Origin of the sequence: Klebsiella sp. 7-CIP_Kleb. (genome assembly GCF_050378655.1) — a bacterium.
GTDB lineage: Bacteria > Pseudomonadota > Gammaproteobacteria > Enterobacterales > Enterobacteriaceae > Klebsiella > Klebsiella quasipneumoniae.
In genome coordinates this window covers 285,688-311,670 of record NZ_JBNRLJ010000004.1, presented here as the reverse complement: position 1 = coordinate 311,670, position 25,983 = coordinate 285,688, and the positions used below count along the sequence as shown (strand labels likewise).

Annotated in this window: 24 protein-coding genes and 2 pseudogenes; 12 read left to right on the top strand and 14 right to left on the bottom strand. The window is 60.9% G+C overall.

Annotated features, from left to right (window positions below; all coding sequences use genetic code 11):
- Positions 1–189: 189 nt before the first annotated feature.
- The 9 genes and pseudogenes from hpaA to ACQUTI_RS16925 all read right to left on the bottom strand — a co-directional run bounded on the left by hpaA (position 190) and on the right by ACQUTI_RS16925 (position 8,517).
- Entirely contained in the window at positions 190–1,080 is an 891-nt protein-coding gene (gene hpaA / locus ACQUTI_RS16965; RefSeq protein WP_004204176.1) for a 4-hydroxyphenylacetate catabolism regulatory protein HpaA, read from the bottom strand.
- Positions 1,081–1,089: 9 nt separating this feature from the next.
- Complete coding sequence (gene hpaX, locus ACQUTI_RS16960; protein WP_254465602.1) at positions 1,090–2,448, bottom strand: 4-hydroxyphenylacetate permease; 1,359 nt, start codon at positions 2,446–2,448, stop codon at positions 1,090–1,092.
- A gap of 21 nt (positions 2,449–2,469) precedes the next feature.
- Complete coding sequence (gene hpaI / locus ACQUTI_RS16955; protein ID WP_254465603.1) at positions 2,470–3,267, bottom strand: 4-hydroxy-2-oxoheptanedioate aldolase; 798 nt, start codon at positions 3,265–3,267, stop codon at positions 2,470–2,472.
- Positions 3,268–3,277: 10 nt separating this feature from the next.
- Entirely contained in the window at positions 3,278–4,081 is an 804-nt protein-coding gene (gene hpaH, locus ACQUTI_RS16950; protein ID WP_004204180.1) for a 2-oxo-hept-4-ene-1,7-dioate hydratase, read from the bottom strand.
- Between the two features lie 108 nt (positions 4,082–4,189).
- Positions 4,190–4,570, bottom strand: coding sequence for a 5-carboxymethyl-2-hydroxymuconate Delta-isomerase (locus tag ACQUTI_RS16945; RefSeq protein WP_017899124.1), 381 nt, complete (start codon positions 4,568–4,570; stop codon positions 4,190–4,192).
- 9 nt (positions 4,571–4,579) lie between these two features.
- Positions 4,580–5,437: a 3,4-dihydroxyphenylacetate 2,3-dioxygenase gene (gene hpaD / locus ACQUTI_RS16940; protein WP_002887492.1), complete on the bottom strand. Its 858-nt coding sequence runs from the start codon at positions 5,435–5,437 to the stop codon at positions 4,580–4,582.
- 1 nt (position 5,438) lies between these two features.
- On the bottom strand, positions 5,439–6,905 hold the full coding sequence (gene hpaE / locus ACQUTI_RS16935) for a 5-carboxymethyl-2-hydroxymuconate semialdehyde dehydrogenase (protein WP_049116142.1): 1,467 nt from the start codon (positions 6,903–6,905) through the stop codon (positions 5,439–5,441).
- Positions 6,902–8,295: pseudogene (locus ACQUTI_RS16930) on the bottom strand (fumarylacetoacetate hydrolase family protein). The gene hpaE and the pseudogene ACQUTI_RS16930 overlap by 4 nt, the downstream one beginning before the upstream one ends.
- Before the next feature lie 57 nt (positions 8,296–8,352).
- Positions 8,353–8,517, bottom strand: a pseudogene (locus ACQUTI_RS16925) (hypothetical protein).
- A gap of 64 nt (positions 8,518–8,581) precedes the next feature.
- Here ACQUTI_RS16925 and hpaR point away from each other — a divergent pair.
- Entirely contained in the window at positions 8,582–9,022 is a 441-nt protein-coding gene (gene hpaR, locus ACQUTI_RS16920; RefSeq protein ID WP_002887503.1) for a homoprotocatechuate degradation operon regulator HpaR, read from the top strand.
- Positions 9,023–9,025: 3 nt separating this feature from the next.
- Here the strand turns inward: hpaR and ACQUTI_RS16915 are convergent, their stop codons facing one another.
- The 4 genes from ACQUTI_RS16915 to ACQUTI_RS16900 are packed head-to-tail and all read right to left on the bottom strand — an operon-like array spanning position 9,026 to position 12,582.
- Positions 9,026–10,288: an FAD-dependent oxidoreductase gene (locus ACQUTI_RS16915; RefSeq protein WP_053819357.1), complete on the bottom strand. Its 1,263-nt coding sequence runs from the start codon at positions 10,286–10,288 to the stop codon at positions 9,026–9,028.
- The gene (locus ACQUTI_RS16910; RefSeq protein ID WP_043522328.1) at positions 10,269–10,532 is read right to left on the bottom strand and encodes a (2Fe-2S)-binding protein; all 264 of its coding nucleotides are present in this window, start codon (positions 10,530–10,532) and stop codon (positions 10,269–10,271) included. The genes ACQUTI_RS16915 and ACQUTI_RS16910 overlap by 20 nt, the downstream gene beginning before the upstream one ends.
- Entirely contained in the window at positions 10,529–11,638 is a 1,110-nt protein-coding gene (locus ACQUTI_RS16905; protein WP_131081254.1) for an NAD(P)/FAD-dependent oxidoreductase, read from the bottom strand. The genes ACQUTI_RS16910 and ACQUTI_RS16905 overlap by 4 nt, the downstream gene beginning before the upstream one ends.
- Positions 11,635–12,582, bottom strand: coding sequence for a 4-hydroxyproline epimerase (locus ACQUTI_RS16900; protein WP_069734370.1), 948 nt, complete (start codon positions 12,580–12,582; stop codon positions 11,635–11,637). The genes ACQUTI_RS16905 and ACQUTI_RS16900 overlap by 4 nt, the downstream gene beginning before the upstream one ends.
- Before the next feature lie 310 nt (positions 12,583–12,892).
- Between ACQUTI_RS16900 and ACQUTI_RS16895 the strand changes: the two genes are divergently transcribed.
- The 5 genes from ACQUTI_RS16895 (at position 12,893) to ACQUTI_RS16875 (ending at position 19,047) form a co-directional block, all read left to right on the top strand.
- Positions 12,893–13,717: an AraC family transcriptional regulator gene (locus ACQUTI_RS16895; protein ID WP_017899117.1), complete on the top strand. Its 825-nt coding sequence runs from the start codon at positions 12,893–12,895 to the stop codon at positions 13,715–13,717.
- A 151-nt stretch (positions 13,718–13,868) separates the two neighbouring features.
- Positions 13,869–14,789: a dihydrodipicolinate synthase family protein gene (locus tag ACQUTI_RS16890; protein ID WP_428923325.1), complete on the top strand. Its 921-nt coding sequence runs from the start codon at positions 13,869–13,871 to the stop codon at positions 14,787–14,789.
- A 14-nt stretch (positions 14,790–14,803) separates the two neighbouring features.
- Positions 14,804–16,408: an aldehyde dehydrogenase (NADP(+)) gene (locus tag ACQUTI_RS16885; RefSeq protein ID WP_428923324.1), complete on the top strand. Its 1,605-nt coding sequence runs from the start codon at positions 14,804–14,806 to the stop codon at positions 16,406–16,408.
- 15 nt (positions 16,409–16,423) lie between these two features.
- Positions 16,424–18,025: an APC family permease gene (locus ACQUTI_RS16880; protein ID WP_004204200.1), complete on the top strand. Its 1,602-nt coding sequence runs from the start codon at positions 16,424–16,426 to the stop codon at positions 18,023–18,025.
- Positions 18,026–18,036: 11 nt separating this feature from the next.
- Complete coding sequence (locus ACQUTI_RS16875) at positions 18,037–19,047, top strand: Ldh family oxidoreductase (RefSeq protein ID WP_043522318.1); 1,011 nt, start codon at positions 18,037–18,039, stop codon at positions 19,045–19,047.
- 29 nt (positions 19,048–19,076) lie between these two features.
- On the opposite strand, the gene ACQUTI_RS16870 is transcribed toward ACQUTI_RS16875, so the two are convergent.
- Positions 19,077–19,610 carry a GNAT family N-acetyltransferase gene (locus tag ACQUTI_RS16870; RefSeq protein ID WP_004886433.1) on the bottom strand — a complete coding sequence of 178 codons (534 nt, stop codon included), beginning with the start codon at positions 19,608–19,610 and terminating at the stop codon, positions 19,077–19,079.
- A 32-nt stretch (positions 19,611–19,642) separates the two neighbouring features.
- Between ACQUTI_RS16870 and ACQUTI_RS16865 the strand changes: the two genes are divergently transcribed.
- The 6 genes from ACQUTI_RS16865 (at position 19,643) to ACQUTI_RS16840 (ending at position 25,971) form a co-directional block, all read left to right on the top strand.
- Positions 19,643–20,473 (top strand): GNAT family N-acetyltransferase, encoded by an 831-nt coding sequence (locus ACQUTI_RS16865; RefSeq protein ID WP_101839060.1) that lies wholly within the window; start codon positions 19,643–19,645, stop codon positions 20,471–20,473.
- Between the two features lie 100 nt (positions 20,474–20,573).
- Positions 20,574–23,339, top strand: a complete 2,766-nt coding sequence (locus ACQUTI_RS16860) for a sigma 54-interacting transcriptional regulator (RefSeq protein WP_004886438.1) — start codon at positions 20,574–20,576, stop codon at positions 23,337–23,339.
- A gap of 99 nt (positions 23,340–23,438) precedes the next feature.
- Positions 23,439–23,861 carry a PTS sugar transporter subunit IIA gene (locus ACQUTI_RS16855; RefSeq protein WP_004886440.1) on the top strand — a complete coding sequence of 141 codons (423 nt, stop codon included), beginning with the start codon at positions 23,439–23,441 and terminating at the stop codon, positions 23,859–23,861.
- 14 nt (positions 23,862–23,875) lie between these two features.
- Positions 23,876–24,346 carry a PTS sugar transporter subunit IIB gene (locus ACQUTI_RS16850; RefSeq protein WP_004886443.1) on the top strand — a complete coding sequence of 157 codons (471 nt, stop codon included), beginning with the start codon at positions 23,876–23,878 and terminating at the stop codon, positions 24,344–24,346.
- A gap of 16 nt (positions 24,347–24,362) precedes the next feature.
- Positions 24,363–25,142 (top strand): PTS mannose/fructose/sorbose/N-acetylgalactosamine transporter subunit IIC, encoded by a 780-nt coding sequence (locus ACQUTI_RS16845; protein WP_004886445.1) that lies wholly within the window; start codon positions 24,363–24,365, stop codon positions 25,140–25,142.
- Entirely contained in the window at positions 25,120–25,971 is an 852-nt protein-coding gene (locus ACQUTI_RS16840) for a PTS system mannose/fructose/sorbose family transporter subunit IID (RefSeq protein WP_023319679.1), read from the top strand. The genes ACQUTI_RS16845 and ACQUTI_RS16840 overlap by 23 nt, the downstream gene beginning before the upstream one ends.
- Positions 25,972–25,983 lie beyond the last annotated feature (12 nt).

The following is a 25,983-nucleotide window of genomic DNA, read 5'->3' as shown; positions in this document are numbered from 1 at the left end:
TAAATATATGTTTTGTTTTTGTTGTTTAATTGAAGCGGTTATTGCGCTTGTCGTGAAGGGACGTTTGCGACAACGACGGGTACTTTTCAGGCGGGAGTGAATTTTGTGATCTCTGCAGCTTTTGCCGGCTGGCGCGGCGCTGACCCGACCTGTGGGCCATCGTCCGGCAGGCGCAGCGCCAGCCGGGACTTACGATACCGGTACTTTTTGCGCCCGGTAGCTGCTGGGCGAGCAGCCGACCTGGCGGCTAAAAAAGCGCGCAAAATAAGCGGGATCTTTAAACCCCAGCTGCCAGGCTATCTCATTAACCGCGCTATCGGAAAACAACAGCAGCCGCTTCGCCTCGCGTAGCTGGCGGTCGAATATCAGCCGCTTCGGCGAACGGTTGGCAAAGCGGCGACAGATATCGGTCAGCCGCGATTCGGTCAGGTGCAGCTCCCTGGCGTAATCCGGTACCGTCCAGTGCTGATGGTAGTGGCTGTCGATCATCTGGTTAAAGCGCTGGAATAGCTTCAGCTCGCCGCGCATGCCGCTGGCAGCGTGATCGTCGAGCTTTGCGTTACGCAATAGCAGGGTAAAGACCGCCTGCGCCAGCAGCGCCAGGGTATGCTCGCGCCCCGGCAACTGGGCGGTAGATTCCCGGCGAATCAGCTGCCAGTAGTGCGCCAGCGCCGCCAGCTCGTCGGGTTTATCCGCCAGCGACAGGCAGATCCCCGGCAGGCCGAAGGTCTCCCGCGTGCCGGGATAAAGCACCTCCAGCAGCGGCCAGATGAGTTCTTCGTGCACCGTCAACACGTGACCATCGCTATCGGACTCGGTAATAAAGGCGTGCGGCACCGAAGGCGGCGTTATCACAAACAGCGGCGCCTGCACCGAGTAGCGATGGTCATCAAGCTGCAGCTCAATCTGCCCGGTATCAAGAAAGTGCATCTGAAAATAGCGGTCGTGGCGATGCGCCTGCATGTCGCGGCCAAAAAAGGCCGCCATACGGGCAAACGACTGATAGTGCACCTCTTCGGTACCCAGGCTCTCGTCGTAATCTTTATTGATGTCGATGTTGGCGATGGAATGCTGACACATACCCGCTCCTTAGTGGCCTTTTTGCGCCGCTAAGCCCGGCGCGGCGGCGGCGTCCTCACGCTGGCTCATTGGAATGCGGGTGAGCACCAGCGCGCCGACGATCAGCAGCCCGGCGACAAACCACAGCCCGGAGCTAAAGCTGCCGGTGGTATCGCGCAAAATGCCGATCAACAGCGGGCTGACGGCAGAGCCGACGTTGCCGATGGCGTTGATCACCGCCAGCGCCACCGCGCGCGACTGCAGGCTGATCACCCGATCCGGGGTGGTCCAGAAAATGGCCATCGCGGTAAAGGATCCCACCGAAGCCATAATAATGCCGATCAGCTGGATCAGGCTGTGGTGCGTTGCCGAAGCCAGCAGCCAACCCGCCGCGGCGAACAGGTAGGGCAGGATGGTATGCATCTTGCGCTCTTTGCGCCGGTCGGAGCGGCGACTCCACCAGATCATGCCGAAAATGGTGCAGAACTGCGGGATCGCCGCCAGCAGGCCAATCATGATGTTGCTACTGCCGGTGTTGAAGCTCTGCAGGATCTGCGGCGTCCAGATATTAATGGCGCTGAGGGTATTGGTCAGGCAGAAGTAGGCCAGGGTATACATCAGCACCGCTGGCGTCAGGACTTCGCGCAGCGTGGAACGCGGCGAAGCCGGGACGATCGCCGCATGTTCCCGTTCGCGATCGATCATCGCCTTCAGCGCCTGTTTCTCTTCGTTATCCAGCCAGTTGGCTTTATCCGGCGTGTCGTTGAGGAAGAACCAGGTGAAGACGCCAAGCACCACCGATGGCAGGCCTTCCAGCAGAAACAGCCACTGCCAGCCCTTCAGGTTCCACAGGCCGTCGAGCGCCAGAATATAGCCGGAAAGTATCGAGCCGAGCATCATCGTCACCGGCATGGCGATCATAAACAGGGCGTTGGCGCGGGCGCGATGGTAGGCCGGGAACCACCAGGTCAGATAGACGAGGATCCCCGGTAGGAAACCAGCCTCGGCGATGCCGACCAGCATGCGCAGGATGTACAGCGTATGCGGGCTGGTGGCGAACATGGTACAGGTCGAGGCGATCCCCCAGACCACCATGATCCCGGCGATCCAACGGCGCGCGCCAACTTTCGCCAGCATGATATTGCTGGGGATCCCGCACAGTACGTAGGTGACGTAGAACAGCGTCGCCGCCAGGCCGAACATGGTGGAGGTCAGACCGAGGTCTTTGCCCATCGTCAGGCCGGCGAAGCCGATATTAATGCGGTCCAAAAATGAGAAAACAAAGAGAACGAACAGGAAGGTGATCAGGCGGCGGAACAGCTTTTTGATCACCCGGTTTTCTACTTCAACGGCTTTATTATCATTGTGTTGCAGGGTAGAGGTAGTCATGTTGCGCTCCACATTATCCGTTCAATAGACGGATTTATTGTTATCGGTTGTGGTCGTTGCGGTGTGGGTAAACCGGGCCGCCAGCGCTTCTGCGCCGCGGGCCAGCAGGGTGGTATCGACGCCGACGGCGACGAACAGCGCGCCCAGTTCGAGATAGCGCTTCGCCAGCTGTTCATTGGCCATCAGGATCCCCGGCGCTTTACCGGCCTGACGGATTTGCTGGATGGCATCTTCAATGGCGGCCTGTACTTCCGGGTGCTGCGGATTGCCGCCGTGACCCATATCGGCGCTGAGGTCCGCCGGGCCGATAAACACCCCGTCCACCCCGTCGACATCGAGGATCTGCGGCAGATTTTTCAGCGCTTCACGGGTCTCAATCTGTACCAGGACGCACATGGCGTCGTTGGCCTGGTGGAGATAATCCGGCACGCGGTTCCAGCGCGAGGCGCGGGCCAGCGCGCTGCCGACGCCGCGGATGCCGGCAGGTGGGTAGCGGGTGGCTCTGACCGCCAGCCGCGCTTCGTCGGCGTTCTGCACCATCGGCACCAGCAGGGTTTGCGCGCCGACATCCAGCAGTTGTTTAATTTGTACCGGATCGTTCCACGACGGACGCACCACCGGCTGGCTAGGGTAGGGCGCGATGGCCTGAAGCTGGGTTAGCACCGTTTGTACATTGTTGGGCGCGTGTTCGCCGTCGATCAGCAGCCAGTCGAAGCCGGCGCCGGCCAGCAGTTCGGCGCTGTAGCTACTGCACAGCCCAAGCCACAGGCCGATTTGCGGACGCCCGGCCTTGAGCGCCGCTTTAAAAGCGTTGTTCATGTTGCTCTCCTCAGACAAAGCGGCAGCTGATGGCGCCCATATTGCCGTAGTCGACATGGAAGGTATCGCCCTTGCGTGCCGGTACCGGACGGGTAAAGGAGCCGCCGAGAATAATCTGCCCGGCTTCGAGCTGAACATCGTACGGCGCCAGCTTGTTGGCCAGCCAGGCCACGCCGTTGGCCGGGTGATTGAGCACCCCGGCGGCGACGCCGGTCTCCTCAATCACGCCGTTGCGGTACAGCAGGGCGGAGATCCAGCGCAGATCCAGCTCGTCGGGTTTAATCGGGCGGCCGCCGAGGATCACCCCGGCGTTGGCGGCGTTATCGGAAATGGTGTCGAACACTTTGCGCGGGCGCTGGGTTTCCGGATCGATGTTGTGGCAGCGGGCGTCAATAAGCTCCAGCGCCGGAATAACGAAGTCGGTGGCGTTGTAGACATCAAACAGCGTGCAGTTCGGGCCGCGCAGCGGTTTGGCCAGCACGAAGGCCAGCTCGACTTCGATACGCGGCACGATAAAGCGGTCGGTGGGGATATCGCTGCCGTCGTGGAAGAACATATCGTCAAGCAGCGCGCCGTAGTCCGGCTCGCTGATCTGCGAGCTGGCCTGCATGGCTTTTGAGGTCAGGCCGATCTTGTGGCCTTTGAGTACGCGGCCTTCGGCGATCTTCATCTCGACCCACTCGCGCTGGACGGCGTAAGCGTCCTCAATGGTGATCGACGGATAATCCAGCGAGATCGCGCGGATCTGTTCACGCTGTTTTTCGGCCTGATTCAGCCGCTGGGCAATCAGGGTTCGGGTCTGTTTATCGAGCATAGTGATTCCTGTGGCATTGTATTGCCGGATGGCGCTTCGCTTATCCGGCCTACAAATTCATGGCCGTTGTAGGCCCGGTAAGCGCAGCGCCACCGGGCAATTTGCACATTATTTAAATAACGCGTGCACGTTGTTCTGTTTGTAGTTCAGCGTCGGGTCGAGCTCTTCCATGGCGAACGACAGCGCCAGGTAGCGACTCTCCATCAGCGCCGCGAAATGGGATTTGATCAGCGCGAACAGCATATCTCCCACGTCCTGACGGCTCTCCAGGCTGCGCCCGGAGCCGATCTTCAGCGTCATATGGACAAAGGCGTAATCCTGCTTGCCGTCGGCCATCTGCCAGGTATCGAGCCAGTGGGCACGGCTGCGGATCCCGCCGATCGGAAAGATGCCGGTGGCGGCCAGCGCCTCGTTGACTTTGGCGAACAGCCCGGGCAGATCGGCCTGCTCGCGGATGTTGTCGGTACATTCGGCGATAAAATGCGGCATAGGGCCCCCTTACGCCTGCGCCGGCAGCGGGAACACGGCGTTAACCTGGCCGGTACCGGAGCTGGCGAACAGCTCGGTGATAAACTCCACCTTGCCGTCATATTTATCCCAGCCCAGCAGGCCGAGCAGCATCACCGTGTCGTGCATGTTGCCTTCGCCGTAGCAGTAGTCGGCGTACTCCGGCAGCATGGTGCAGAACTCTTTAAATTTGCCCTCGCGCCACAGTTTCACCACCCGCTCATCCATCTGATGATCGAACTCGCGGGTGTAGCTGTTCATCCCCTCTTCGGCGCGTTGATCGTCGATAAATCGGTGCGACAGCGAGCCGCTGGCCAGCACCGCCACGGTGCCGTCATATTTCTCAATGGCTTTGAGGATCGCTTCGCCCAGCCTGCGGCTGTCGGCAAAGTCGTGAACGGTACAGAAGGCGGAAATAGACACCACCTTGAAGTGCTTATCGCTGTTCATGTAGCGCATCGGCACCAGGGTGCCGTACTCCAGCTTCAGGCTCGGAATATTGTGCGCTTTGGCGCGTACCCCGAGCTTCACCGCCTCGTCGGCGATGAGCTGGCCCAGCTCCGGGTTGCCGTCGTAGTCGTAGGTCATGTCGCGAATAAAATGCGGCAGTTCGTTACTGGTGTAGACGCCCTGGAAATGGTCGGCGCAGTTGATGTGGTAGGCGCTGTTGACCAGCCAGTGGGTGTCGAACACGATGATGGTATCGACGCCCATTTCGCGGCAGCGCTTGCCAATTTCTTTATGTCCGTCGATCGCGCCCTGGCGGCAGCCGTGGTTTTTCCCCGGCAGCTCAGACAGATACATCGACGGCACGTGAGTGATTTTTGCTGCTAACGCTAACTTACCCATATCAGACTCCCCATTTCGGGATCGGATGGTCGCCCATCGAGATGCAGACGTTTTTCATTTCGGCGAACACTTCAAAGCTGTACTCGCCGCCTTCGCGGCCGGTGCCGGAGGCCTTCACGCCGCCGAACGGCTGACGCAGGTCGCGCACGTTCTGGGTGTTGACGAACACCATCCCGGCTTCAATACCGCGCGCCAGACGCAGCACTTTGCTGACGTCCTGGGTCCAGATATACGACGCCAGGCCGTATTCCACATCGTTAGCCAGGCGCAGCCCTTCCGCTTCGTCTTTGAACGGCAGCAGGCAGGCGACCGGGCCAAAAATCTCTTCCTGGGCGACGCGCATGCGGTTGTCGACATCCGCCAGCACCGTCGGGCGCAGGAAGTTGCCGGCTTTCAGATGCGCCGGCAGGTCGGACGGCTTATCCGCGCCGCCGGCCAGCAGGGTGGCCCCCTCTTCGATGCCGAGGCGAATGTAACCGGACACTTTCTCCCAGTGCTGCTTGCTAATCAGCGCGCCGACCTGGGTATTCGGATCGGTCGGATCGCCCACGCGCAGGCGGTTGGCGCGCTCGGCGAAGCGCTTGACGAACTCCGGATAAATACTCTGCTGAATGAAAATGCGCGAACCGGCGGTGCAGCGTTCGCCGTTGATCGAGAAGATGGTGAACAGCGCGGCGTCGAGCGCGCGCTCAATATCGGCGTCTTCAAAAATCAGCACCGGCGATTTTCCGCCGAGCTCCATAGAGTACTTTTTCAGACCGGCGTTCTTCATGATGTTGCGGCCGGTGGCGGTGCCGCCGGTGAAGGAGACGGCGCGCACATCATGATGGCGCACCAGCGCGTCGCCGGCGGTGGCGCCATAGCCCTGCACCACGTTGAGCACGCCAGCCGGGATCCCGGCTTCCAGCGCCAGCTCGCCCAGACGATCGGCGGTCAGCGGCGACAGCTCGGACATTTTCAGCACTGCGGTATTGCCTAAGGCCAGGCACGGCGCCACCTTCCAGGTGGCGGTCATAAACGGCACGTTCCACGGCGACACCAGCGCGCAGACGCCCACCGGCTGCACCAGGGTGTAGTTCAGCATCTTGTCGTCGACGGGGTAGGTTTTGCCGTTCATCTGCTGGCACACTTCGGCGAAAAATTCGAAGTTATGCGACGCCCGCGGGATCAGCACGTTTTTGGTCTGGTGGATCGGCAGACCGGTATCGGCAGTTTCCATCGCCGCGATCTCCGGGACATTCTGATCGATCAGATCCCCCAGGCGGCGCATCAGGCGCGCGCGCTCTTTCATCGGCAGGTTAGCCCACTTCGGGAAGGCCGCTTTCGCCGCCGCTACCGCCTGGTTGATTTCGGCTTCGCCGCCGGAGGCGACTTCCGCCAGTACCTCGCCGGTGGCCGGGTTGGTGGTATGAAAATAGTCTGCGCCGGCAACGTTTTTACCGTTGATCCAATGGTTAATTTTTTTCATGACAGTGTCTCCTCATACGCTTGCTGGCTGATGATATGGTTGACCAGGCGGCCCACGCCCTCGACTTCAACGATCACCTCGTCGCCCGGCACCACGTCGGACAGCCCCTTCGGCGTGCCGGTGGCGATCATGTCGCCCGGTTGCAGGGTCATAAATTCGCTTAAGTAAGCGATGAGAAACGGGATGCTGAAGATCAGATCGGCGGTGGTGCCCTGCTGGCGCAGCTCGCCGTTGACCCAGGTGCGCAGCGCCAGATTATGCGGATCCGGGATCGCCTCTTTGCCGACGATCCACGGGCCGATTGGCGTCAGGGTGTCGCGGCTTTTCACCCGCAGGTTCGGCCGATAGTAGTTTTCCAGATAGTCGCGGATCGCGTAGTCGTTGCACACGGTATAGCCGGCGACATAGTCCATGGCCTCGGCTTCGCTGACGCGGCGCGCGGTTTTACCGATCACCACCACCAGCTCGGCTTCGTAGTGCATGTATTCGACGTTATCCGGGCGTACCGACTGCTGCTGGTGGCCAGTAAAGGTGTTTGGCGCTTTGATGAACACCAAAGGCTCGGTTGGCGGTTTAAACTCCAGCTCGCTGGCGTGGTCGGCGTAATTCAGCCCCAGCGCGAACAGCGTGCCGTCGGCGGGCGGCAGCCAACGGAATTCACCTTCTTTTAATACCGTGCCATCGTCCAGGCGCACCTGGTCGCGTTCATCGACCAGCACGTCGCGTACCTGTCCCTGCCATTCAATGCGTGCCTGTTTCATGCCAGATCTCCTTCTGCGACAACCGGGTTTTCCAGCGTCGGGAAACCGTCGGCGAGGATACGTACCCGGTCGCCGGGGCGCAGCGTGACGCGGGAGTGGGGCGTACCGATGAGGATCGCGTCGCCGGGATTGAGGGTGGCGAACTCGCTCAAGGCGCTCAGCAGCTGCGCGGCGTTACGCTGCAGATCGCCGGTATGCCAGCTGTCCGCTTCGCGGCCGTTGATTTCGGTGATGATGGTCAGGTTATCGACGTTGCGCACCGGCGACAGCGCGCCGACGGGGCAGAAGCCATCGCGGCACTTGGCCTTGATCGCCGGGCGATAAAAACTCTCTTCCGGCAGGCTGACGTCGTTAGCCAGCGCGTAGCCGGCGATATAGTTCGCCGCCTCTTCTTCCGCCACCTTGCGCGCGGTTTTGCCGACAATCAGCGCCACGGTGGCGCCGCTTTGCACGGTTTCACCCGGCGGATAGGGGATCGCCTCGCCATCGCCAATCACGGTATTGCGCGGCTTGATAAACCAGACCGCGGTCTTCGGCGGCGTCTTGTAGGGGGCCTGTTGAAACGCCTCGCGCCAGGCGTCGAGCTGGCTGCGATGATTGAGCGCAACGGCGAAGATGGTACCTTTCATTCACCACTCCTCTGGGACTGATTTCGGTTCAAAGGGATTTCGTTAATATATTAATGATCATCTTTTATGCTTTGCGCTGAGGTTTAGCAACTGGAAGTGAATGTTTTGTGATCTGATTAACACAATATTTACACATCAGTAACTTATTTATTATTAATCAACGAGTTGAATATTTTTCAGGGAAAGACTGGTACTTTTCAGGTGCAGAAACCGGTTGTACATGGCAGGATTAACGCTAATTATTAATTTGTTAATAAGTTTTAGATGAGGCCGTTGAGGGGAAACTATGCATGATTCATTAACCATTGCCTTGTTGCAGGCGCGTGAAGCGGCGATGGCCTACTTTCGACCGATCGTTAAACGACACAATCTCACCGAACAGCAGTGGCGGATCGTGCGGATCCTCGCCGAACGTCCGTCGATGGACTTTCACGATCTGGCTTTTCGCGCCTGTATCCTGCGCCCCAGTCTGACCGGTATTTTGACGCGTATGGAGCGGGATGGACTGGTGCTGCGCCTGAAGCCGGTCAACGATCAGCGCAAGCTATACGTCTCGCTGACGCCTGCCGGAACCGCGCTGTACGAAAGCGCCCAGGCGGAGGTGGAAGAAACCTATCGCCTGCTGGAGGCTCAGTTCACCACGGAAAAGCTGCAGCAACTGACCTCGCTGCTGGAGGAGTTTATTGCGCTTGGCGTCCCTGCCGGGCGCGGTGATGAAGAAGAGTAGCGGTTACGGCTCGGCGCTCAGCCTGGCGAGGGCAATAAGCGTTTCCGCGCGGGCGGGGGACAGCGGCTCTCTCGGCTGCGGCAGCGGCCAGCCATACAGCCAGCGGGCGCTGGCGGCGCAGGTGCGCCCTTGACAGGCGCCCATTCCGCAGCGCTGGGTCAGTTTGGCCTGCAGCCAGTCGTCGGCGGCAGCCACGTCGCCGCAGCGCACATCTTCGCAACGGCACAGCAGGCTCTCCGGCGTCGCCGCGTTTTTCAACGACTCCGCCAGCTGGAAGGTGCGGTTAATAGCCGCGGCGAAGCGCTGCCAGCGGGCGCGACGGGCAAATCGCGCCTGGGCCTGCTGGCTGGCACCGGCGGCGGCATACCCGGCGATTTCGCCCTCCACCAGCGCCAGCTCGCTCCCGCCGAAACCGGTGCACTCCCCGGCGGCGTAGACATCCGCGATGCTGGTCTCCTGCCAGCGGTTAACCTGGATCGCCTCCTGCGCCGTGGCGCAACCGAACAGCAGCCCCGTCTCGATATTGGGCACCAGTCCGTAGCCGATGGCCAGCCGATCGCAGGCGATAGTCCGCTCGACCCCGTGCTGGCGCAATGTCACGGCCTCCAGCCGCGTTGTGCCGTGGGCGCGGATCGCCTGGGCGCCGCTAAGATAGCCTTTCGGGGCCAGCGTCGCTAACTGGCGCAGCTTCTGCGGCCAGCGCCACAGCCCGCTGGCGAAGCGCAGCAGCGCCGGGAGCGCCGCTTGCTCAATGATATTCGTTACCTGGCCTCCGGCCTTATTCACCGTATCCGCCACCGCCAGCAGCAGCGGGCCGCTGCCGGCAATCACCACCTTTTCTCCTTTCAGCGACAGGCCCTGCTTGATCTGCGCCTGCAGGCCGCCCGCGCCGGTCACGCCGGGTAAGGTCCAGCCGGGAAAGGGCAGCGACAGCTCGCGCGCACCGCAGCAGAGGATCAGTTTCTGCCAGTCAACCACGCCCCCGCCGTCGGCGGTTTCAAACAGCACGCTGCGCGCGGAGGGGCGGGCAATCAGCCGCGCGCCGTTCACCATCCGGATGGCGGCAGACGCGGCGATGGCGTCGCGGTAGCGCCGGGCCAGGGCGGGCAGCGTCGTCTGCGGGCCGGCGCGCCAGATTTGCCCGCCGGGTGCGGGGTTATCGTCGAGAATAATGACCTGCTTATTGCAGGCGGCGGCAGAGAGCGCGGCCGCCATGCCGGCGGGGCCGGCGCCGAGGATTAAAATGTCACAGCGCAGCGTGTGCATAGCGGCTCCTTTCTATTTGCATGCCGGCCCGGCACAGGGTCTGGCAGGCCAGCACCCGTAGGCCGTCGACGGTGATCCGGCACTCCTGGCAGATCCCCATGCCGCAAAACGGTGCGCGGGGGTCGCCGTTAACCGCCTGGCGGGTGGTGGGATCGCCGGTCAACGCCAGCGCCGCCGCCACGCTGATCCCTTCCGGCACCGTCAGCGCTTCGCCATCGACGGTGATATTGAGCGTGTTATTCATGCGATCGCCTCCTGATGATACAGACGGGTCGGGAGCCAGGCCTCAGGCGCCAGCGGGCAGCGTTCGCCGAGGATCTGCGCCGCCAGCAGCTCAGCCGTCGCCGGGGCGGTGGTGACGCCCAGCCCTTCATGGCCCAGCGCCAGCCATACACCGCGGCGCGTGGGGTGCGGGCCAATCAGCGGATTGCCATCCTGTGAGGCGGCGCGCAGGCCGCTCCAGCAGCGGATGATATTCAGCGTCGCCAGCGCCGGCACAAAATGGCGGGCGCGATCGAGCATCTGCCCCAGCAAGGGGAGATCCAGCTGGCGCTCGCGGTTATCAAACTGGCGCGACGAGCCAATCAGCAGCTGGCCGGTGGGCCGTGGCTGCAGGTTAAAGGCCACCGAGGTGCCGCCGCCGTGGGCGCTGGCGCCGTAACCCAGCTCAACCAGCTGGTGATGCACCCGCGGCCCGTAGCGATCGGTAATCGCCAGTTGGCCTTTTTTCGGTCGCAGCCAGTTTTCCGCTAACAGCGCGTTGGCTTCAAGGCCGCAGGCCACCACGATGGCCCGCGCCTGTAGCCGTTTGCCGCTGGCGAGCTGTACCTGTGGTTCGGTAATCGCCTGCGCGCTGTCGTGCAGGCAGGTGAGATGGTCTCCGGCATCGGCCACCAGCCAGCGGGCGACGTTCGGCGCGTAGACGATACCATCGCCGGGCACCCATAGCCCGCCGGCCAGCCCGCTGCGCAGCAGCGGCTCGCGCCCGGCGATCTGCTGTGGGGTCTGCAGTTCGCTGTGGACCTGATAGCCTGCCAGCCGCCGCTGTTTTTCGCCCGCGACGGCCATCTCTTCTTCGCTTTCCGCCAGCCACAGCGTGCCGCAGCCGCGCCAGGCGCAAGCGTCGGGCATCCGCGGCGTGATGGCGCGCCAGCGCGCCAGCGACCACGCCGACAGCGCCAGTTCGGCGGGGTCGTCATCCATGCACACCAGATGGCCCATACCGGCCGCTGTCGCGCCGGGCTGACCGTCGTCGATAAGCGTCACGCTCTGCCCCCGCTTCGCCAGCTGCCACGCGCAAGCGGCGCCGATGATCCCGGCGCCGATCACGATGACATCGCACGGCTTCACGGGGCGATCCCCCAGCAAAAGGGATCGTCCGGGTTGAGGATCAACTGATTATCGCCGCACACCCAGGCTTCGCCGCGGATCGTGGGGATGATGCCTGCGGCGGCGCGCTGGTAGCTGGCGGTAAACTGGCTGCCGATGATACTGGCCTGGCGCCAGATCGCTCCCGGCTGCAGTTTGCCATCCTGCGCCAGGCAGGCCAGCTTGGCGCTGGTGCCGGTGCCGCACGGCGAACGATCCCAGGCCTTTCCCGGACAGAGTACGAAGCTGCGGCTGTCGGCGGCATCGTCATCGGCGAATAGCTCGATATGGTCGATAACGCCGCCGTCGTCGCCGCGGATCCCCGCGGCTTCCAGCCCCTCGCGCACCGCCCAGGCGTAGTCGGTGAGCTGTGGGATATGCGCCGGGCTAATAGCGAACGGGTGATCGTTGATCAGGAAAAACCAGTTGCCGCCCCAGGCAATATCGCCGACGACGGGGCCGAGTGCGGTCTCCACGCGGACCTGCTTTTTCCAGCGGCGGGCCGGGACGTTTTGCACCGATACGCTGCCATCGTCGTGTAACGTGGCGCTTACGTCGCCGACCGGGGTTTCAATCAGATGTACGCCTGGCTGGATACGGCCAAGCCACGCCAGCGAGGCGATAAGCCCGATGGTGCCGTGGCCGCACATATTCAGAAAACCGGCGTTGTTGAAGAAAATGACGCCAGCGGTGGCCGCCGCCGAGACCGGCTGGCACAGCAGCGCGCCGACCAGCACATCGTTGCCGCGCGGTTCGAGAATCACCGCCTGACGCCAGCGATCGAAGTCACGGGCGAAACGGTCGCGGCGCTGCGCCATGCTGCCGCCGCCGAGGTCGGGGAAGCCGTCAACGATCAGGCGGGTGGGTTCGCCGCCGGTGTGTGAATCAATGGCTCTCAGCGTAATAGGGGGGCGTGGCGCGGTCATTCTGCTCTCCGAAAGTTAACAACATGTTTCATCATGCTGGCGCAACCCGGGGCGGGCGGCTTGAGCGCTTTCGGCAGAGATAATGACGAAATCGGCATAATCGTGCCGGGGTGATGTGCATACGTTGCATAGTTATTTCTTATTAATCATTTGGTTAATGGCGTGGTAAACCGAAAGTGGCGATTGCGCCAGTGGATAAACCAGGGGAAGGCGTAAAGCGGATCCAGGATCGCAAAACCGGCGGTTACCGCTTGAGGTGTTAACAGGAAGTGAATAAATATCCTTCGGTCACTTACCATGAGGAAGCCCTATGATCGGTGTTTCTGAAGCGGCGCCGCCGCGCGCTGTTAATCAACCGGAGCTGGCGGTCGATGAGCTGAGCCAGATCTGCGAAGGGCTGGCGCGCCAGCGGCCGGAGAATATGCCGGCGCTGCTCAATGCCCTGGCGCTGATCGCCCCCCTGCTCAATGCCATCCCCAACGTGGTCTTTTTTATCAAAGACCGCGAGGCGCGTTATCTGCTGGCGAACCTGACGCTGGCCCGCCGCTGCGGTTTCAAAACCGTCTCCTCGCTGCTGGGGAAAACCTCCGCCGACGTCTTTCCTTCCACGCTGGGGCAGGGGTACACCGAACAGGATCTTCGGGTATTACGGGAGGGCGTGACCCTGCGCGACCAGCTGGAAATGCATCTCTACAATGGCCGGGAACGAGGCTGGTGCCTGACGCAGAAGCTGGCGCTGCGCGATGTCCGCGGTCAGGTGATCGGCATGGCCGGGATCTCTCACGATCTGCAGGAGGCCCACGCCCGCCATCCGGCGTGGCAGCGGCTGGCGATCGTCGACGATCATATCCGCCGCCACTATCACCGGCCGATCGCCATGGAAGAGTTGACCGCCCTAAGCGGGATGTCGATTGCGCAGATCGAGCGCTACTGCAAGCGGATCTTTCATCTCACCCCGCGGCAGATGATCCACAAAGTGCGTCTGGAAAAAGCCACCGAACTGCTGGCCGGCGATACGCCGATTACCGATATCGCCTTGCAGTGCGGCTATACCGATCACAGCGCCTTCAGCCGCCAGTTCAAAGCGATGACCGGCTCGACGCCGCGCGATTTTCGCCTGACGCTGCAGGGATAACGGCTGGCTCACACTTTTGTCGACTGTGCTAATTTCGTCATCGGATTAAGGGAAAACCGACAAGCCGCCGGTTCCGCGACGCGTCAATCTGTCAGTGAATATTCACCAATCATTCACCTCGACTTAACAAAATGACGACAAGGAACTGAGCATGAGCAATAAAGCGATTCACTGGAGCGGCGTATTCCCGGCGGTTAGCACGCAGTTTCGTAGCTATTACTCCCTCGATTTAGACGCCACCCACGCGGTGATGAAAAACCTGGTCAAAGATGGCGTTTCCGGGCTGGTGGTGTGCGGCAGCGTCGGGGAGAACACCTCCCTGAGCACCGATGAAAAATTGCAGATTATCGAAGTGGCGAAGGATGCCGCCGGCGGCAAAATTCCGGTGATCGCCGGGGTGGCCGAGTTCACCACCGCCTTCGCCCAGAAGATGGCGAAAGAGGCGGAGCGCGTCGGCGTCGACGGGATCATGGTGATGCCGGCGCTGGTCTACTCCTCAAAACCGCATGAAACCGCCGCCCACTTCCGCAGCGTGGCCACCGCCACCGACCTGCCGATCATGGTCTACAACAACCCGCCGATATACAAAAACGACGTGACGCCGGACATTCTCGCCACCCTGACCGATTGCGACAACATCGTCTGCTTTAAAGACTCCTCCGGCGATACCCGCCGCTTTATCGACCTGCGTAACACCGTTGGCGATCGCTTCGTGCTGTTTGCCGGGCTGGATGACGTGGTGGTGGAAAGTATCGCCGTCGGCGCGGAAGGGTGGATCTCCGGAATGTCCAACGCCTTCCCGCGCGAAGGGGAAACGTTATTCCGTCTCGCCCGCCAACAGCGTTACGAAGAGGCAATGGCGCTGTACCGCTGGTTCATGCCGCTGCTGCATCTCGATGCGCGTCCGGATCTGGTGCAGTGCATCAAGCTGTGCGAAGAGCTACTCGGACGCGGCAGCGCCGTGACCCGTCCGCCGCGTCTGGCGCTGGAAGGGGAAACGCGCCAGCAGGTGGTGGCGATCGTGGAACAGGCGCTGGCGACTCGTCCAGCCCTGCCGGACGTCGGCCTCTGAACCCAGGAGTCAGTATGAATGCATCTCAGACCATGGCGGGACGGCAGTTTATTGCCGGCCGCCGCGTTGCCAGCGGCGAGGCGACGCTATTGAGCCTGCGGGCGGTGGATGGGGAAGCCACCGGCCATCGCTTTTATCCGGCTTCACGCGAGGAAGCCGCCCAGGCCGCGGAGGCGGCACAGCAGGCGTTTGCCGTTTATTCACAAACCACGCCGCAGCAGCGGGCGCGCTTTCTCTGCGCCATTGCCGATGAGCTGGACGCGCTGGGGGAAGCGTTTTTTGCACTCGCCGAACAGGAGACCGCGCTGCCGCTGGCGCGGCTGCAGGGCGAGCGGGCGCGCACCAGCGGCCAGCTGCGGATGTTTGCTGGCGTGATCCAGCGCGGGGATACCTTCGCCGCCCGTATTGATACCGCCTTAGCCGACCGTCAACCGCTGCCGCGCCCGGACCTGCGCCAGTATCAGCAGGCGTTAGGGCCGGTGGCGGTGTTTGGCGCCAGCAACTTTCCGTTGGCCTTTTCCACCGCTGGCGGCGATACCGCCTCGGCGCTGGCGGCGGGCTGCCCGGTGGTGGTGAAGGCCCATCCGGGCCATATGGCCACCGCCGAGCTGACCGCTGAAGCGATCGTCCGGGCGGTCGCGCGATGCGGGTTACCCGGCGGCGTCTTCAATATGATTTTCGGGACTGATATCGGCGCCGAATTAGTCCGCCATCCGGCGATTCAGGCCGTTGGCTTTACCGGCTCACTGGCCGGCGGTAAGGCGCTGTATCAAATGGCGCAGCAGCGTTCGCAGCCAATCCCGCTGTTTGCTGAAATGTCGGCGATTAACCCGCTGATTATTCTACCGCAGGCGCTGCAGACGCGGGCCGAGGCGCTGGCGAACGAGCTGGTGGCGTCATTCACCCTCGGCGGCGGCCAGTTCTGTACCCGTCCGGGGCTGATTCTGGCGCTGCGCGGCGCCGGGCTGGAACGCTTTAAGTCGGCGCTGTGCGCGGCGGTAGCGGGCTCTGCGCCGCAGGTGTTGCTCAATGCGCCGACCCTCCAGCACTACCGCCAGGGCGTGGCGGCCCTGGCGGCGCACCCGCGTATCGAGAGGCTGGCGAGCGGCCTCGCCGCCGGCGCCGGGCAGGCGCAGACCCAGCTGTGGCAGGCTCAGGTCGAGGATCTGCTGGCGCAGGATACGCTGCTGCAGACCGAAGTTTTCGGCCCGCTATCGTTGCTGGTGGAAGTGGACGACGCGGTCCAGCTACAGGCGGTGGTGAAAGTGCTGCAGGGACAGCTCACCGCGACGCTGCATGCGGAAGCGGACGACGGCCCGCTGGCGGCCAACCTGCTACCGCTGCTGTGCGAGAAGGCCGGACGGGTGCTGTTTAACGGTTATCCCACCGGCGTGGAAGTGTGCGATGCGATGGTCCACGGCGGCCCGTGGCCGGCGACGACCGATGCGCGCGGGACGTCGGTCGGCAGCCGGGCGATTGAGCGTTTTCTGCGCCCGGTCTGCCTGCAGAATGCGCCGGCCGCCCTGTTACCGCCGGCGCTGCAGGATGCGAACCCTTTGAGCCTGCAGCGCCTGGTCAACGGCCAGTGGACCCGGGAAGCGATTTCCTCCTCTTATTGACGCAAGGGCATCACCATGACCATTCACACTACGCATAACAGTCAAACCCGCGTTGCTGAGTCGGGTAAGTTTAAAAAACAGCTGACCCTGACCGACCTCACCTTTATCGGCCTGGGCGCGATTTTCGGCTCGGGATGGTTATTCGCCGCCAGCCACGTCGCATCCATTGCCGGTCCGGCCGGGATCGCGTCGTGGGTGATCGGCGGCTTTGCGGTACTGCTGCTGGGGATTGTCTACTGTGAGCTGGGGGCGGCGCTGCCGCGCGCCGGCGGCATTATCCGCTACCCGGTCTTTTCCCACGGCGAGCTGATGGGCTATCTGCTGGGGTTCATCACCCTGATTGCCTTCTCCAGCCTGATCTCGATAGAAATCGTCGCCGCCCGGCAATACGCCGCGGCCTGGTTTCCGGTGCTGACCCAGCCGGGCTCCAGCTCGCCGACGCTGCTGGGGTGGGTAGTGCAGTTCCTGCTGCTCTGTTTCTTCTTTGCGCTGAATTACTACAGCGTCAAGACCTTCGCCCGCTCGAACAACTTCATCAGCGTGCTCAAGTTTCTGGTGCCGCTGCTGGTGGTGGTGACGCTGTTCGCCTTCTTTAAACCGGAGAACCTGCACGCGCAGGGCATTGCGCCGTTCGGTATGTCCGGGGTGGAAGCGGCGATCAGCGCCGGAGGAATTATCTTCGCCTATCTGGGACTGACGCCGATTATCTCGGTGGCCAGCGAAGTGCAAAAGCCGCAGCGGACTATCCCTATTGCGTTGATTTTATCAGTGGTGCTGTCAACGATTATCTACGTGCTGCTGCAGCTGGCGTTCCTTGGCAGTATCCCCACCGAGATGCTGGCCGGCGGTTGGGCCGAGGTGAGCAAACAGTTCTCGCTGCCGTATCGCGATATCGCCATTACCCTCGGCATGGGCTGGCTGGCCTTTATGGTCATTAGCGATGCGATCATCTCCCCGAGCGGCACCGGCAATATCTACATGAACGCGACGCCGCGGGTGATCTACGGCTGGGCGAAGGCGGGCACCTTTTTTAAAGCCTTTACCCATATCGATAAAGCGTCCGGTATTCCGCGCCCGGCGCTGTGGCTGACCTTCGGGCTGTCGATTTTCTGGACGCTGCCATTCCCCTCATGGGAACAGTTAATTAGCGTGGTGTCGGCTGCCCTGGTGCTGAGCTACGCCATCGCCCCGGTTACTGCCGCCGGGCTGCGCCGCAACGCCCCGGATCTGCCGAGGCCGTTCCGCGTGCGCGCCTTCGCCATCATCGGCCCAGTGTCGTTTATGGTCTCGGCGCTGATCGTCTACTGGTCCGGCTGGAATACGCTCTCGTGGCTGCTGGGGCTGCAGATCGTGATGTTTGTGGTGTACGTGATGTGCAAAGGCAAGGTGCCGGAACATACCGTGAGCCTGGCGCAGCAGGTGAAGTCTTCGCTGTGGCTGATCGCTTTTTATGCGTTGATTATCCTCTTTTCCTGGCTGGGCAGCTTCGGCGGGCTTAATGTGATTGGTCACCCCTGGGATACGGTGCTGGTGGCGGCAATGTCGCTGGGGATTTATTACTGGGGCGCGCGCAGCTGTCTGCCGCAGGCTAATTTTAGCGGAGACGAAGAAGAGTAAAGGAGAACAGTATGGAGTCGGTAACTCTATCGTTACCAGAAGCTTATGACCTGGCGCTGGCGGTGCTCAGCGCCAATGGATTCAGCGCCGACCACGCGGCGGCCATCGCCCGTAACGTGGCTGCCGGGGAGCGCGACGGCTGCGCTTCCCACGGCCTGTGGCGGCTGTTGGGCATTGTCGATACCTTACGTAAAGGTAAGGTATCGCCTGATGCCGAGCCGCAGATCCACGACCAGGCGCCGGCGATTGTGCGGGCGGATGCAGGGGGCGCCTTTTCGCTGCTGGCCTACGAGCGCGCGTTGCCGCTGCTGCTGGAGAAAGCGCGGCACAGCGGCATTGCGGCGCTGGCGATTAACCGCTGCGTCCATTTTTCCGCGCTGTTTGCCGATATTGAGCCGTTGACCGAGGCAGGGCTGGTGGGGCTAGCCTGTACGCCAAGCCACGCCTGGGTCGCCCCGGCGGGCGGCACCCGTCCGCTGTTCGGCACCAACCCTATCGCCTTTGGCTGGCCGCGGCGGGACAAGCCGCCGTTTATTGTTGATATGGCGACCAGCGCCGCGGCGCGCGGCGAGATCCAGTTGCATCAGCGCGCCGGCAAAGCGCTACCGGAAGGGTGGGGAATCGACAGCCAGGGGCAGCCGACCACCGATGCCACAGAGGTGCTGAACGGCGCGATGTTAACCTTCGGCGGCCATAAGGGCTCGGCGCTGGCGGCAATGGTTGAGCTGCTGGCCGGACCGCTTATCGGCGATATGACCAGCGCCGAATCGCTGGCGTGGGATAACGGCGCGGGCGGTTTACCCTACGGCGGAGAGCTGATTCTGGCGCTGGATCCGCAGCGCTTTCTCGGCGCGCAGGCACAAGAGCAGCTCGCGCGCGCCGAAACCCTGTTCAGCGGGATGCAGGAGCAAGGGGCACGGTTACCGGGCGAGCGGCGGTTCGCCTGTCGCCAGCAGAGTGAGCGGCAGGGAGTGGCTATCAGCCGCGCCTTATATGATGAGATTTGCGCCTTGCGGCCGTAGCAAAGTGCAGAGCGCGGCGGGGCCGAACATCAGAGCGCCAGGCGCATGGCGCAGCGCGTCTCCGGCGGCAGGCCGTGCCGGGTCTCCTGTTCTCTTTTCGCCGCCAGCCCGGCGGGCAGGGTCAGCTCATCGAGCATGGCGAATCCCAGACGGGTATAAAACGGCGCATTCCACGGCACGTCGCGGAAGGTGGTGAGGGTCACCGCCGGGTAAGCCATTTGCCGGGCGCCGTCGATAACCTGCTCCAGCAGCATCCGCCCGATGCCCTGATGCTGCCAGGCCTGGTGGACGGCGACTTCGACGATAAATAAGGCATCGTCGAGCGGTTCGGTCAGAATAAAACCCACCGGTTGCCCGGCGGCCACCGCCAGCAGACTATGTTCCGTTTCCAGATAATCATGATGGCGCGCAACGCTAATCACCTCGCTGTCCGCCAGCCAGGCGAGAGCGGGGATCTGACGAAAAGCCTGAGCGGCGGAACGTTCAATGGCCGGCAGAAGGGCGATATCACTCTCCTCGGTCAGGCGTAATCCGGCGCCGGCAGTTATAGTGTTAGTTTTCATCACCTCAGCATAGCAGCCTTCGGGAGAAAAGTATGGAGCTGACCGCCGTTCCCGCCACGCAGTTCAGCAGCGTGCAGTTAACGGATATTCTTAACGCCTGTTTTGCAGACTATCTGGTACCGGTGACCCAGTCGGTGGAGGGATTTGTTCAGCGCTTTAGCGCCGAGGGGATGAGCCTGATCGATTCCCGCGTCTGGCTGGCCGGAGATGAACCGGCGGCGATCGCGATCGTCGCGCGTCGGGGGAATATGGCTCGCCTGGCGGCCTTTGCCCTGCGTCCGGCCTGGCGCGGCAAAGGTCTTGCACGGAAATTGATGCAGGAGCTGCTGATGCTTCTGCAGCAGCAGGGGATCGAGGCGGTTTCCCTGGAGGTGATCCGCGATAACCATGTGGCCGTCGCGCTGTATCAGTCGTTAGGCTTTACGCGGCGCCATGGGCTCTGCGGCTACCTGAGCGCAGAGCCTCAGGCTGCGGCGCCAGGCGTGTTACAGCCTTATCCCACCCTGGCGCTGCTTAGACGCGCCGTTGAGGAGAGTAACAGTCAGCTCCCCTGGCTGATGGATCCGCTTACCTTCGCCACCCTGCCATGCCGCGTCGTGACGCTGGAACAGCGCGCCTTCGCGGTACTGGGCACCTCGGGTTCACGGCCTGTACTGCAGTTTTTATGGGTTGAACCCGCCGCCCGTCGCCAGGGGCTGGCACGGGCGCTGCTGATGGCGCTGGCGCAGCAGTTCCCGGGTATCGGCACTTCGGTGACGGTCCCGGAAACCTTTACGCCGCTGTTTGCCGCGGCGGGATATTCACCGCTATCGCTGCAGCAGTATGAAATGACGATGGAGTTGACCGCAGCAAAGTTCGCTTAAGCGGGAGTGTGCGCTGGGCCGCAAAAAACAGCACAGGGCGCCGATAAGCCTCTCTTTTGCCGCATCATATCTCTTCGTAATGGCGACGAGGGGGGATGTAATGCGTAAAACGGAACTGTTGGCTTTTTTGCAAAATCAGACCGATTTTTTCGATCCGGATAACCTGAGCGAAGTGTTCACCGCCAGCTGGCTGGCTCAGCGTTTCGCGATGCAAAGAAATACCGCCAGCCATTATCTCAATCAGCTGGTCGCCCAGGACGTGCTGGTGAAGATCAACACCCGGCCGGTCTATTTTCTGCATAAAAAAGCCTTCTGCCAGCAGTTCTTCCCCCTTTCCCGCAGCGAGTACGCCAGCATGGCGGAGCTGCTCGCGGAGAGTGACCGCCAGCCGGAACAGGCGGACCATTTTTCGTTGCTGACCGGCCATGACGGTAGCCTGCGTAAACCGATTGAGCAGATGAAAACCGCGCTGTTTTATCCCAACGGCGGGCTACCGCTGCTGATCACCGGCGACAGCGGGACCGGTAAAAGCTATATGGCGGAGCTGATGCACGAGTTCGCGATCGCCCAGGGCCTGCTGGCGCCCGATGCGCCCTTCGTGAGCTTCAACTGCGCGCAGTATGCCAGTAATCCGGAGCTGCTGGCCGCCAACCTGTTCGGCTACGTCAAAGGCGCGTTTACCGGCGCGCAGAGCGATAAAGCCGGGGCGTTCGAGGCGGCAAACGGCGGGATGCTGTTTCTCGACGAGGTCCACCGCCTGGATGCTCAGGGGCAGGAGAAGCTGTTCACCTGGCTGGATCGCAAGGAGATCTACCGGGTGGGGGAGACCGCTCAAGGCCTGCCGATTTCGCTGCGGCTGGTGTTTGCCACCACCGAAGAGATTCACAGCACCTTTCTGACCACCTTTCTTCGTCGTATTCCGATCCTGGTCAGCTTGCCCGATCTTCAACACCGCAGCCGAGAGGAGAAGGAGGCGCTAACGCTGCAGTTTTTCTGGCAGGAGGCCCGGACGCTGGCCGCCCGGCTGCAGCTAACGCCGCGGCTTTTGCAGGTCCTGACGCAGTACGTTTATCGGGGCAACGTCGGCGAACTGAAGAATGTGGTGAAGTACGCCGTGGCATCAGCCTGGGCCAGGTCTCCGGGCAGCGAGATGCTGACCGTGACGCTGCACGATCTGCCGGAAACGATCATGGCGGCGACGCCGGCGCTCAGTGAAGCGATGGGTCAGCAGGAGCCGCTGCTAATCGAGCCGCAGACCAGCCTGGTCTGGCTGCTGCGGGCGCGCGACCCGATTCAGGGGCTGATCTATGACGTTCAGTGTCGGATTTTGGCGCTGCATGAAGCGGTGCTGAATAAAAAAACGGTCTGGGAAGAGGCGCAAAGAAGCATGGGGGAGGAGATTGAAACCCTCTTCGATCGGCTGATCTTTGATAACCAGGATGCCAGTAGCTCGCAGATGTTGCTGCTGATCGCCCATCAGGTGCGGGAGGAGTATTATCGCCTGGAAAAACGCTTCAATATCCAGTTTAACGGTAACTGTCTTTACGCCCTGAGCCACTACCTGATCCATCGATCCCGTCAGGCGCCGTCCACGATGAGCAATGAGAAAATCCGTCTGCTGGCGGATTTTCTGGCAAACAAATTCCCGCTGCTGTATCGCTTTTGCGAAGCGATCCTCGACGCGCTGGCGCTGAAGCTGGATATTGAGCCCCAACGTATTGACCTGCTGTTGCTGGTGCTGTGGTTCCAGAAAAATGGCGCTATTAGCCAGCAGCAGGTGACCCGGGCGATTATTCTCGCTCACGGTTACGCCACCGCCAGCAGCATTGCCAGCGTGGCGAACCGCTTGCTGAAAAGCCCGCTGTTTGAGTCATTCGACATGCCGCTCGACGTGACGCCGGAGGCTATCGCTAATCAGGTGATGGCCTACATTGAGCGCCACGCGCTGGCGTCAGGGCTGATCATTTTGGTCGATATGGGATCCCTGAACGCTATTCACAGCCATTTTAATCGTCGTCTGAACACGCCGGTGGCGATTATTAACAATGTCTCCACCGGCATGGCGATGTACGTCGGGGAGCGGATTTTGCACGGCGATATGCTGGAAGATATCGTCCGCGAGATCGGCGATGATCTGGCGGTTGAGCACCAACTCTATTACCCGCAGACCGATAAACCGCGGGCGATTTTGACCACCTGCGCCACCGGACTGGGCGCGGCGGCGAACCTGTCGGCGCTGTTAAAAGCCAGCATCCCTGAAGCGCTTGGCATTGATATTGTGGCCTGTGATGTGGAGACCCTTGCCGATCCCGCGCGGCGGGAGCCGATGCTCAGCCGCTACGAGGTGCTGGCGATCGTCGGCACCCTCGATCCGCATCTTGCCGATCTCCCGTGGATCTCGCTGGATTCGCTGATTTCCGGCGAAGGAAGTCGCCCGCTGATGCGTATCTTCGGCGAACTGGCGACGGCGGAGCAGGTTAGCGAGATCAACAACCTGATCCTGAAAAACTTCTCGCTGCGGCGAGTGATTGAGTCGGTGACGATCCTTGATACCGCGAAGGTGATCAATCAGGTTGAGCAGTTTTTGCTGCGCTATGAGCATCTGGCCGGGTACGAGGTGCCCAACGAACGTAAGGTGGCGCTGTATGTGCACATCAGCTGTCTGATAGAGCGGTTAATTCGCCACGCTTCCCCAACCCATTATTCGGGAAGGCAGTGTCCGGAGCGCGAGCTGGCTACGCTGCGCGAGGCCTTTAGTGTCATAGAGAGCGGATATAGTGTCAAAATTCCCGTTGTCGAGCTCTATTACATTCACGACATCCTGACGCGGGAAACGGAATTTATTCAGGAAGATCAAGAGTTTTAACGCTTCTCCCCCTTTTATCCTTACGTTAGCCGACGCGCCACTGTTTCTGGCACGTCGGTTGCAATTAAGAAAGCAGTGGAATGCGCTTTCGAGGTAAGGATGAAACGACACTATATTTTTGCCAGCCACGGCACCTTTGCTAACGGTTTGTTGAACTCTGTGGAGCTGATCCTCGGTAAACAGCCGGATATTCATACTCTGTGCGCCTATGTAGAAGAGGAGGTCGATCTGACGCAGCAGGTGGAGGCGCTGCTGGCGCGTTTCCCGGCGCAGGATGAGCTGATAGTGATTACGGATATTTTCGCCGGTAGCGTCAATAATGAGTTTGTGCGTTTTTTATCGCGCCCGCACTTTCATTTATTATCTGGGTTAAATCTACCGTTAATTATTGACCTGCTTATTTCTGCAGCGGAAGAGAATACCGAAAAATTAATTTCTGAAGCATTAATCAACGCCAAAGAGAGCATTCAGTACTGCAATCAGAGTATTGCCGGGGCGATGACTATGGATAAAGACTTCTGAAATGAGGATGCATGATGATTACGTTATTAAGGGTTGACCATCGATTACTTCACGGCCAGGTAGCCTTTTCCTGGACCCAATATGTCGGTGCCGATTGTATTTTAATCGCCAACGACAGTGTCCCTGAAGATGAACTGCGGAAAACCACCATTAAGCTTGCTAAACCACCCTCGGTAAAGCTGGTGATTAAAAATATAAATGATTCTATTGAAGCGATAACAAGTGGGGTTACCGATAAATATAATTTATTTATTGTTGTGGAATCGGTCAATGACGCCTGGCGTATTGCCAGCGCCGTTGAGGAAATAAAAAGTATTAATCTCGGTGGGATTAAGGCCAAAGAGGGCAGTAAAAATATTTCTAAGGCGATTAATTTACTGCCGGAGGAAATAGAGCAGTTGCAACAACTGGTGGGCAAAGGCGTCGAGGTGGAAATTCGCCAGGTCCCGAACGATCGCAAACAGCTTTTTACGGAATGCGTGTAATTCCGGAGGACAGATTATGGTAGAGGCTCTCTTACTGGGTCTGGTGGCGTTTATCGCGCAATCGGAATATGCCTTAGGGACGTCGCTGATTTCCCGGCCAATCGTCACCGGGCTGCTGACCGGTCTGGTGCTGGGGGATGTGCAGACCGGCGTCATCATGGGCGCGACGCTAGAGCTGGCGTTTATCGGCTCGTTCTCCGTTGGCGCCTCGATCCCGCCCGACGTGGTGACCGGCGGTATTCTCGGCGTGGCGTTCGCTATCACCTCCGGCGCGGGCACGGAAACGGCGCTGTTGCTCGGCCTGCCTATCGCCACCCTGACCCTGATCCTGAAAAACGTTTATCTGGGGATGTTCATTCCGTTGCTCAGCCAGAAAGCGGACGGCTATGCGGAACGGGCGGATACGCGCGGCATTGAGCGGATGCATTTGATCGCCGGATTCGGCCTGTCGCTAATGCTTGCCACGGTGGTGACCGTCTCATTCCTGGTGGGCAGCAACGCGGTGAAATCTCTGCTCGATGCGATCCCGGAATTTATCAAACACGGGCTTAGCGTAGCCACCGGGATCATTCCGGCTCTCGGCTTCGCGATGCTCGCCAGGTTGCTGATTAACAAGAAAGTGGCGCCGTACTTTTTCCTCGGCTTTGTATTGATGGCCTATTTGAAAATCCCGGTGACCGGTATCGCCATTCTCGGCGCCATCGTGGCGGTGGTGATGGTTAACGTCACCGCATTTAGCGCACCTCGTACCACGACAGAACAAGGAGTCAGCGATGACGACGAAGATGATTTCTGAAGAGACCCTGCAGCCGCAGGAGCAGGAAGAAACGCGAATTACGCCGCGTGATTTACGCCGGGTGTTCTGGCGCTCCTTCCAGATGGAGTTCTCGTGGAACTATGAGCGACAGATGAATCTTGCCTTTGTTTACGCGCTGATCCCGGTGCTGAAGAAGCTCTATCCGCGCAAAGAGGAGCTGGCCGGGGCGTTGAAACGCCATCTGGTGTTCTTCAATACCACGCCGCATATCGTCACCCTGCTGCTGGGGATCACGACGGCGATGGAGGAGAAAAATAGCCAGCAGAAAAATATGGATGCCAATGCCATTGATAACGTCAAAGCTTCGCTGATGGGGCCGCTGGCCGGGCTGGGAGATTCCTTTTTCTGGGGGACGCTGCGCCTGATCGCCACCGGTATCGGCACCAGCCTGGCGCTGAAGGGCAATATTCTCGGGCCAATCCTGTTTCTGCTGGTATTTAACGTGCCGCACATTCTGGCGCGCTGGTGTTTTACCCGCTGGGGCTACGTGCTGGGCACCGGCGTCCTGCAGCGGATCCAGAAGAGCGGAATGATGGAGAGCCTGACCTACGGGGCATCGATTATCGGCCTGATGGTGGTCGGGGCGATGACCGCCTCAATGATCGATATCACCATCCCTGTCTCCTTCGGGGCCGGGGAAGCCAAAACCCAGGTGCAGGACATCATCAACGACATTCTGCCCTGCATGCTGCCGCTGGTGAGTTTCGGCATCGTCTACTGGCTGCTTGGGCGCAAGGTTAAACCGCTCTCTATTATCGGCGGAATGGCGCTGGTGGGCATTCTGGGTTCGTGGATCGGATTGTTTTAACGGGAGTGAGCT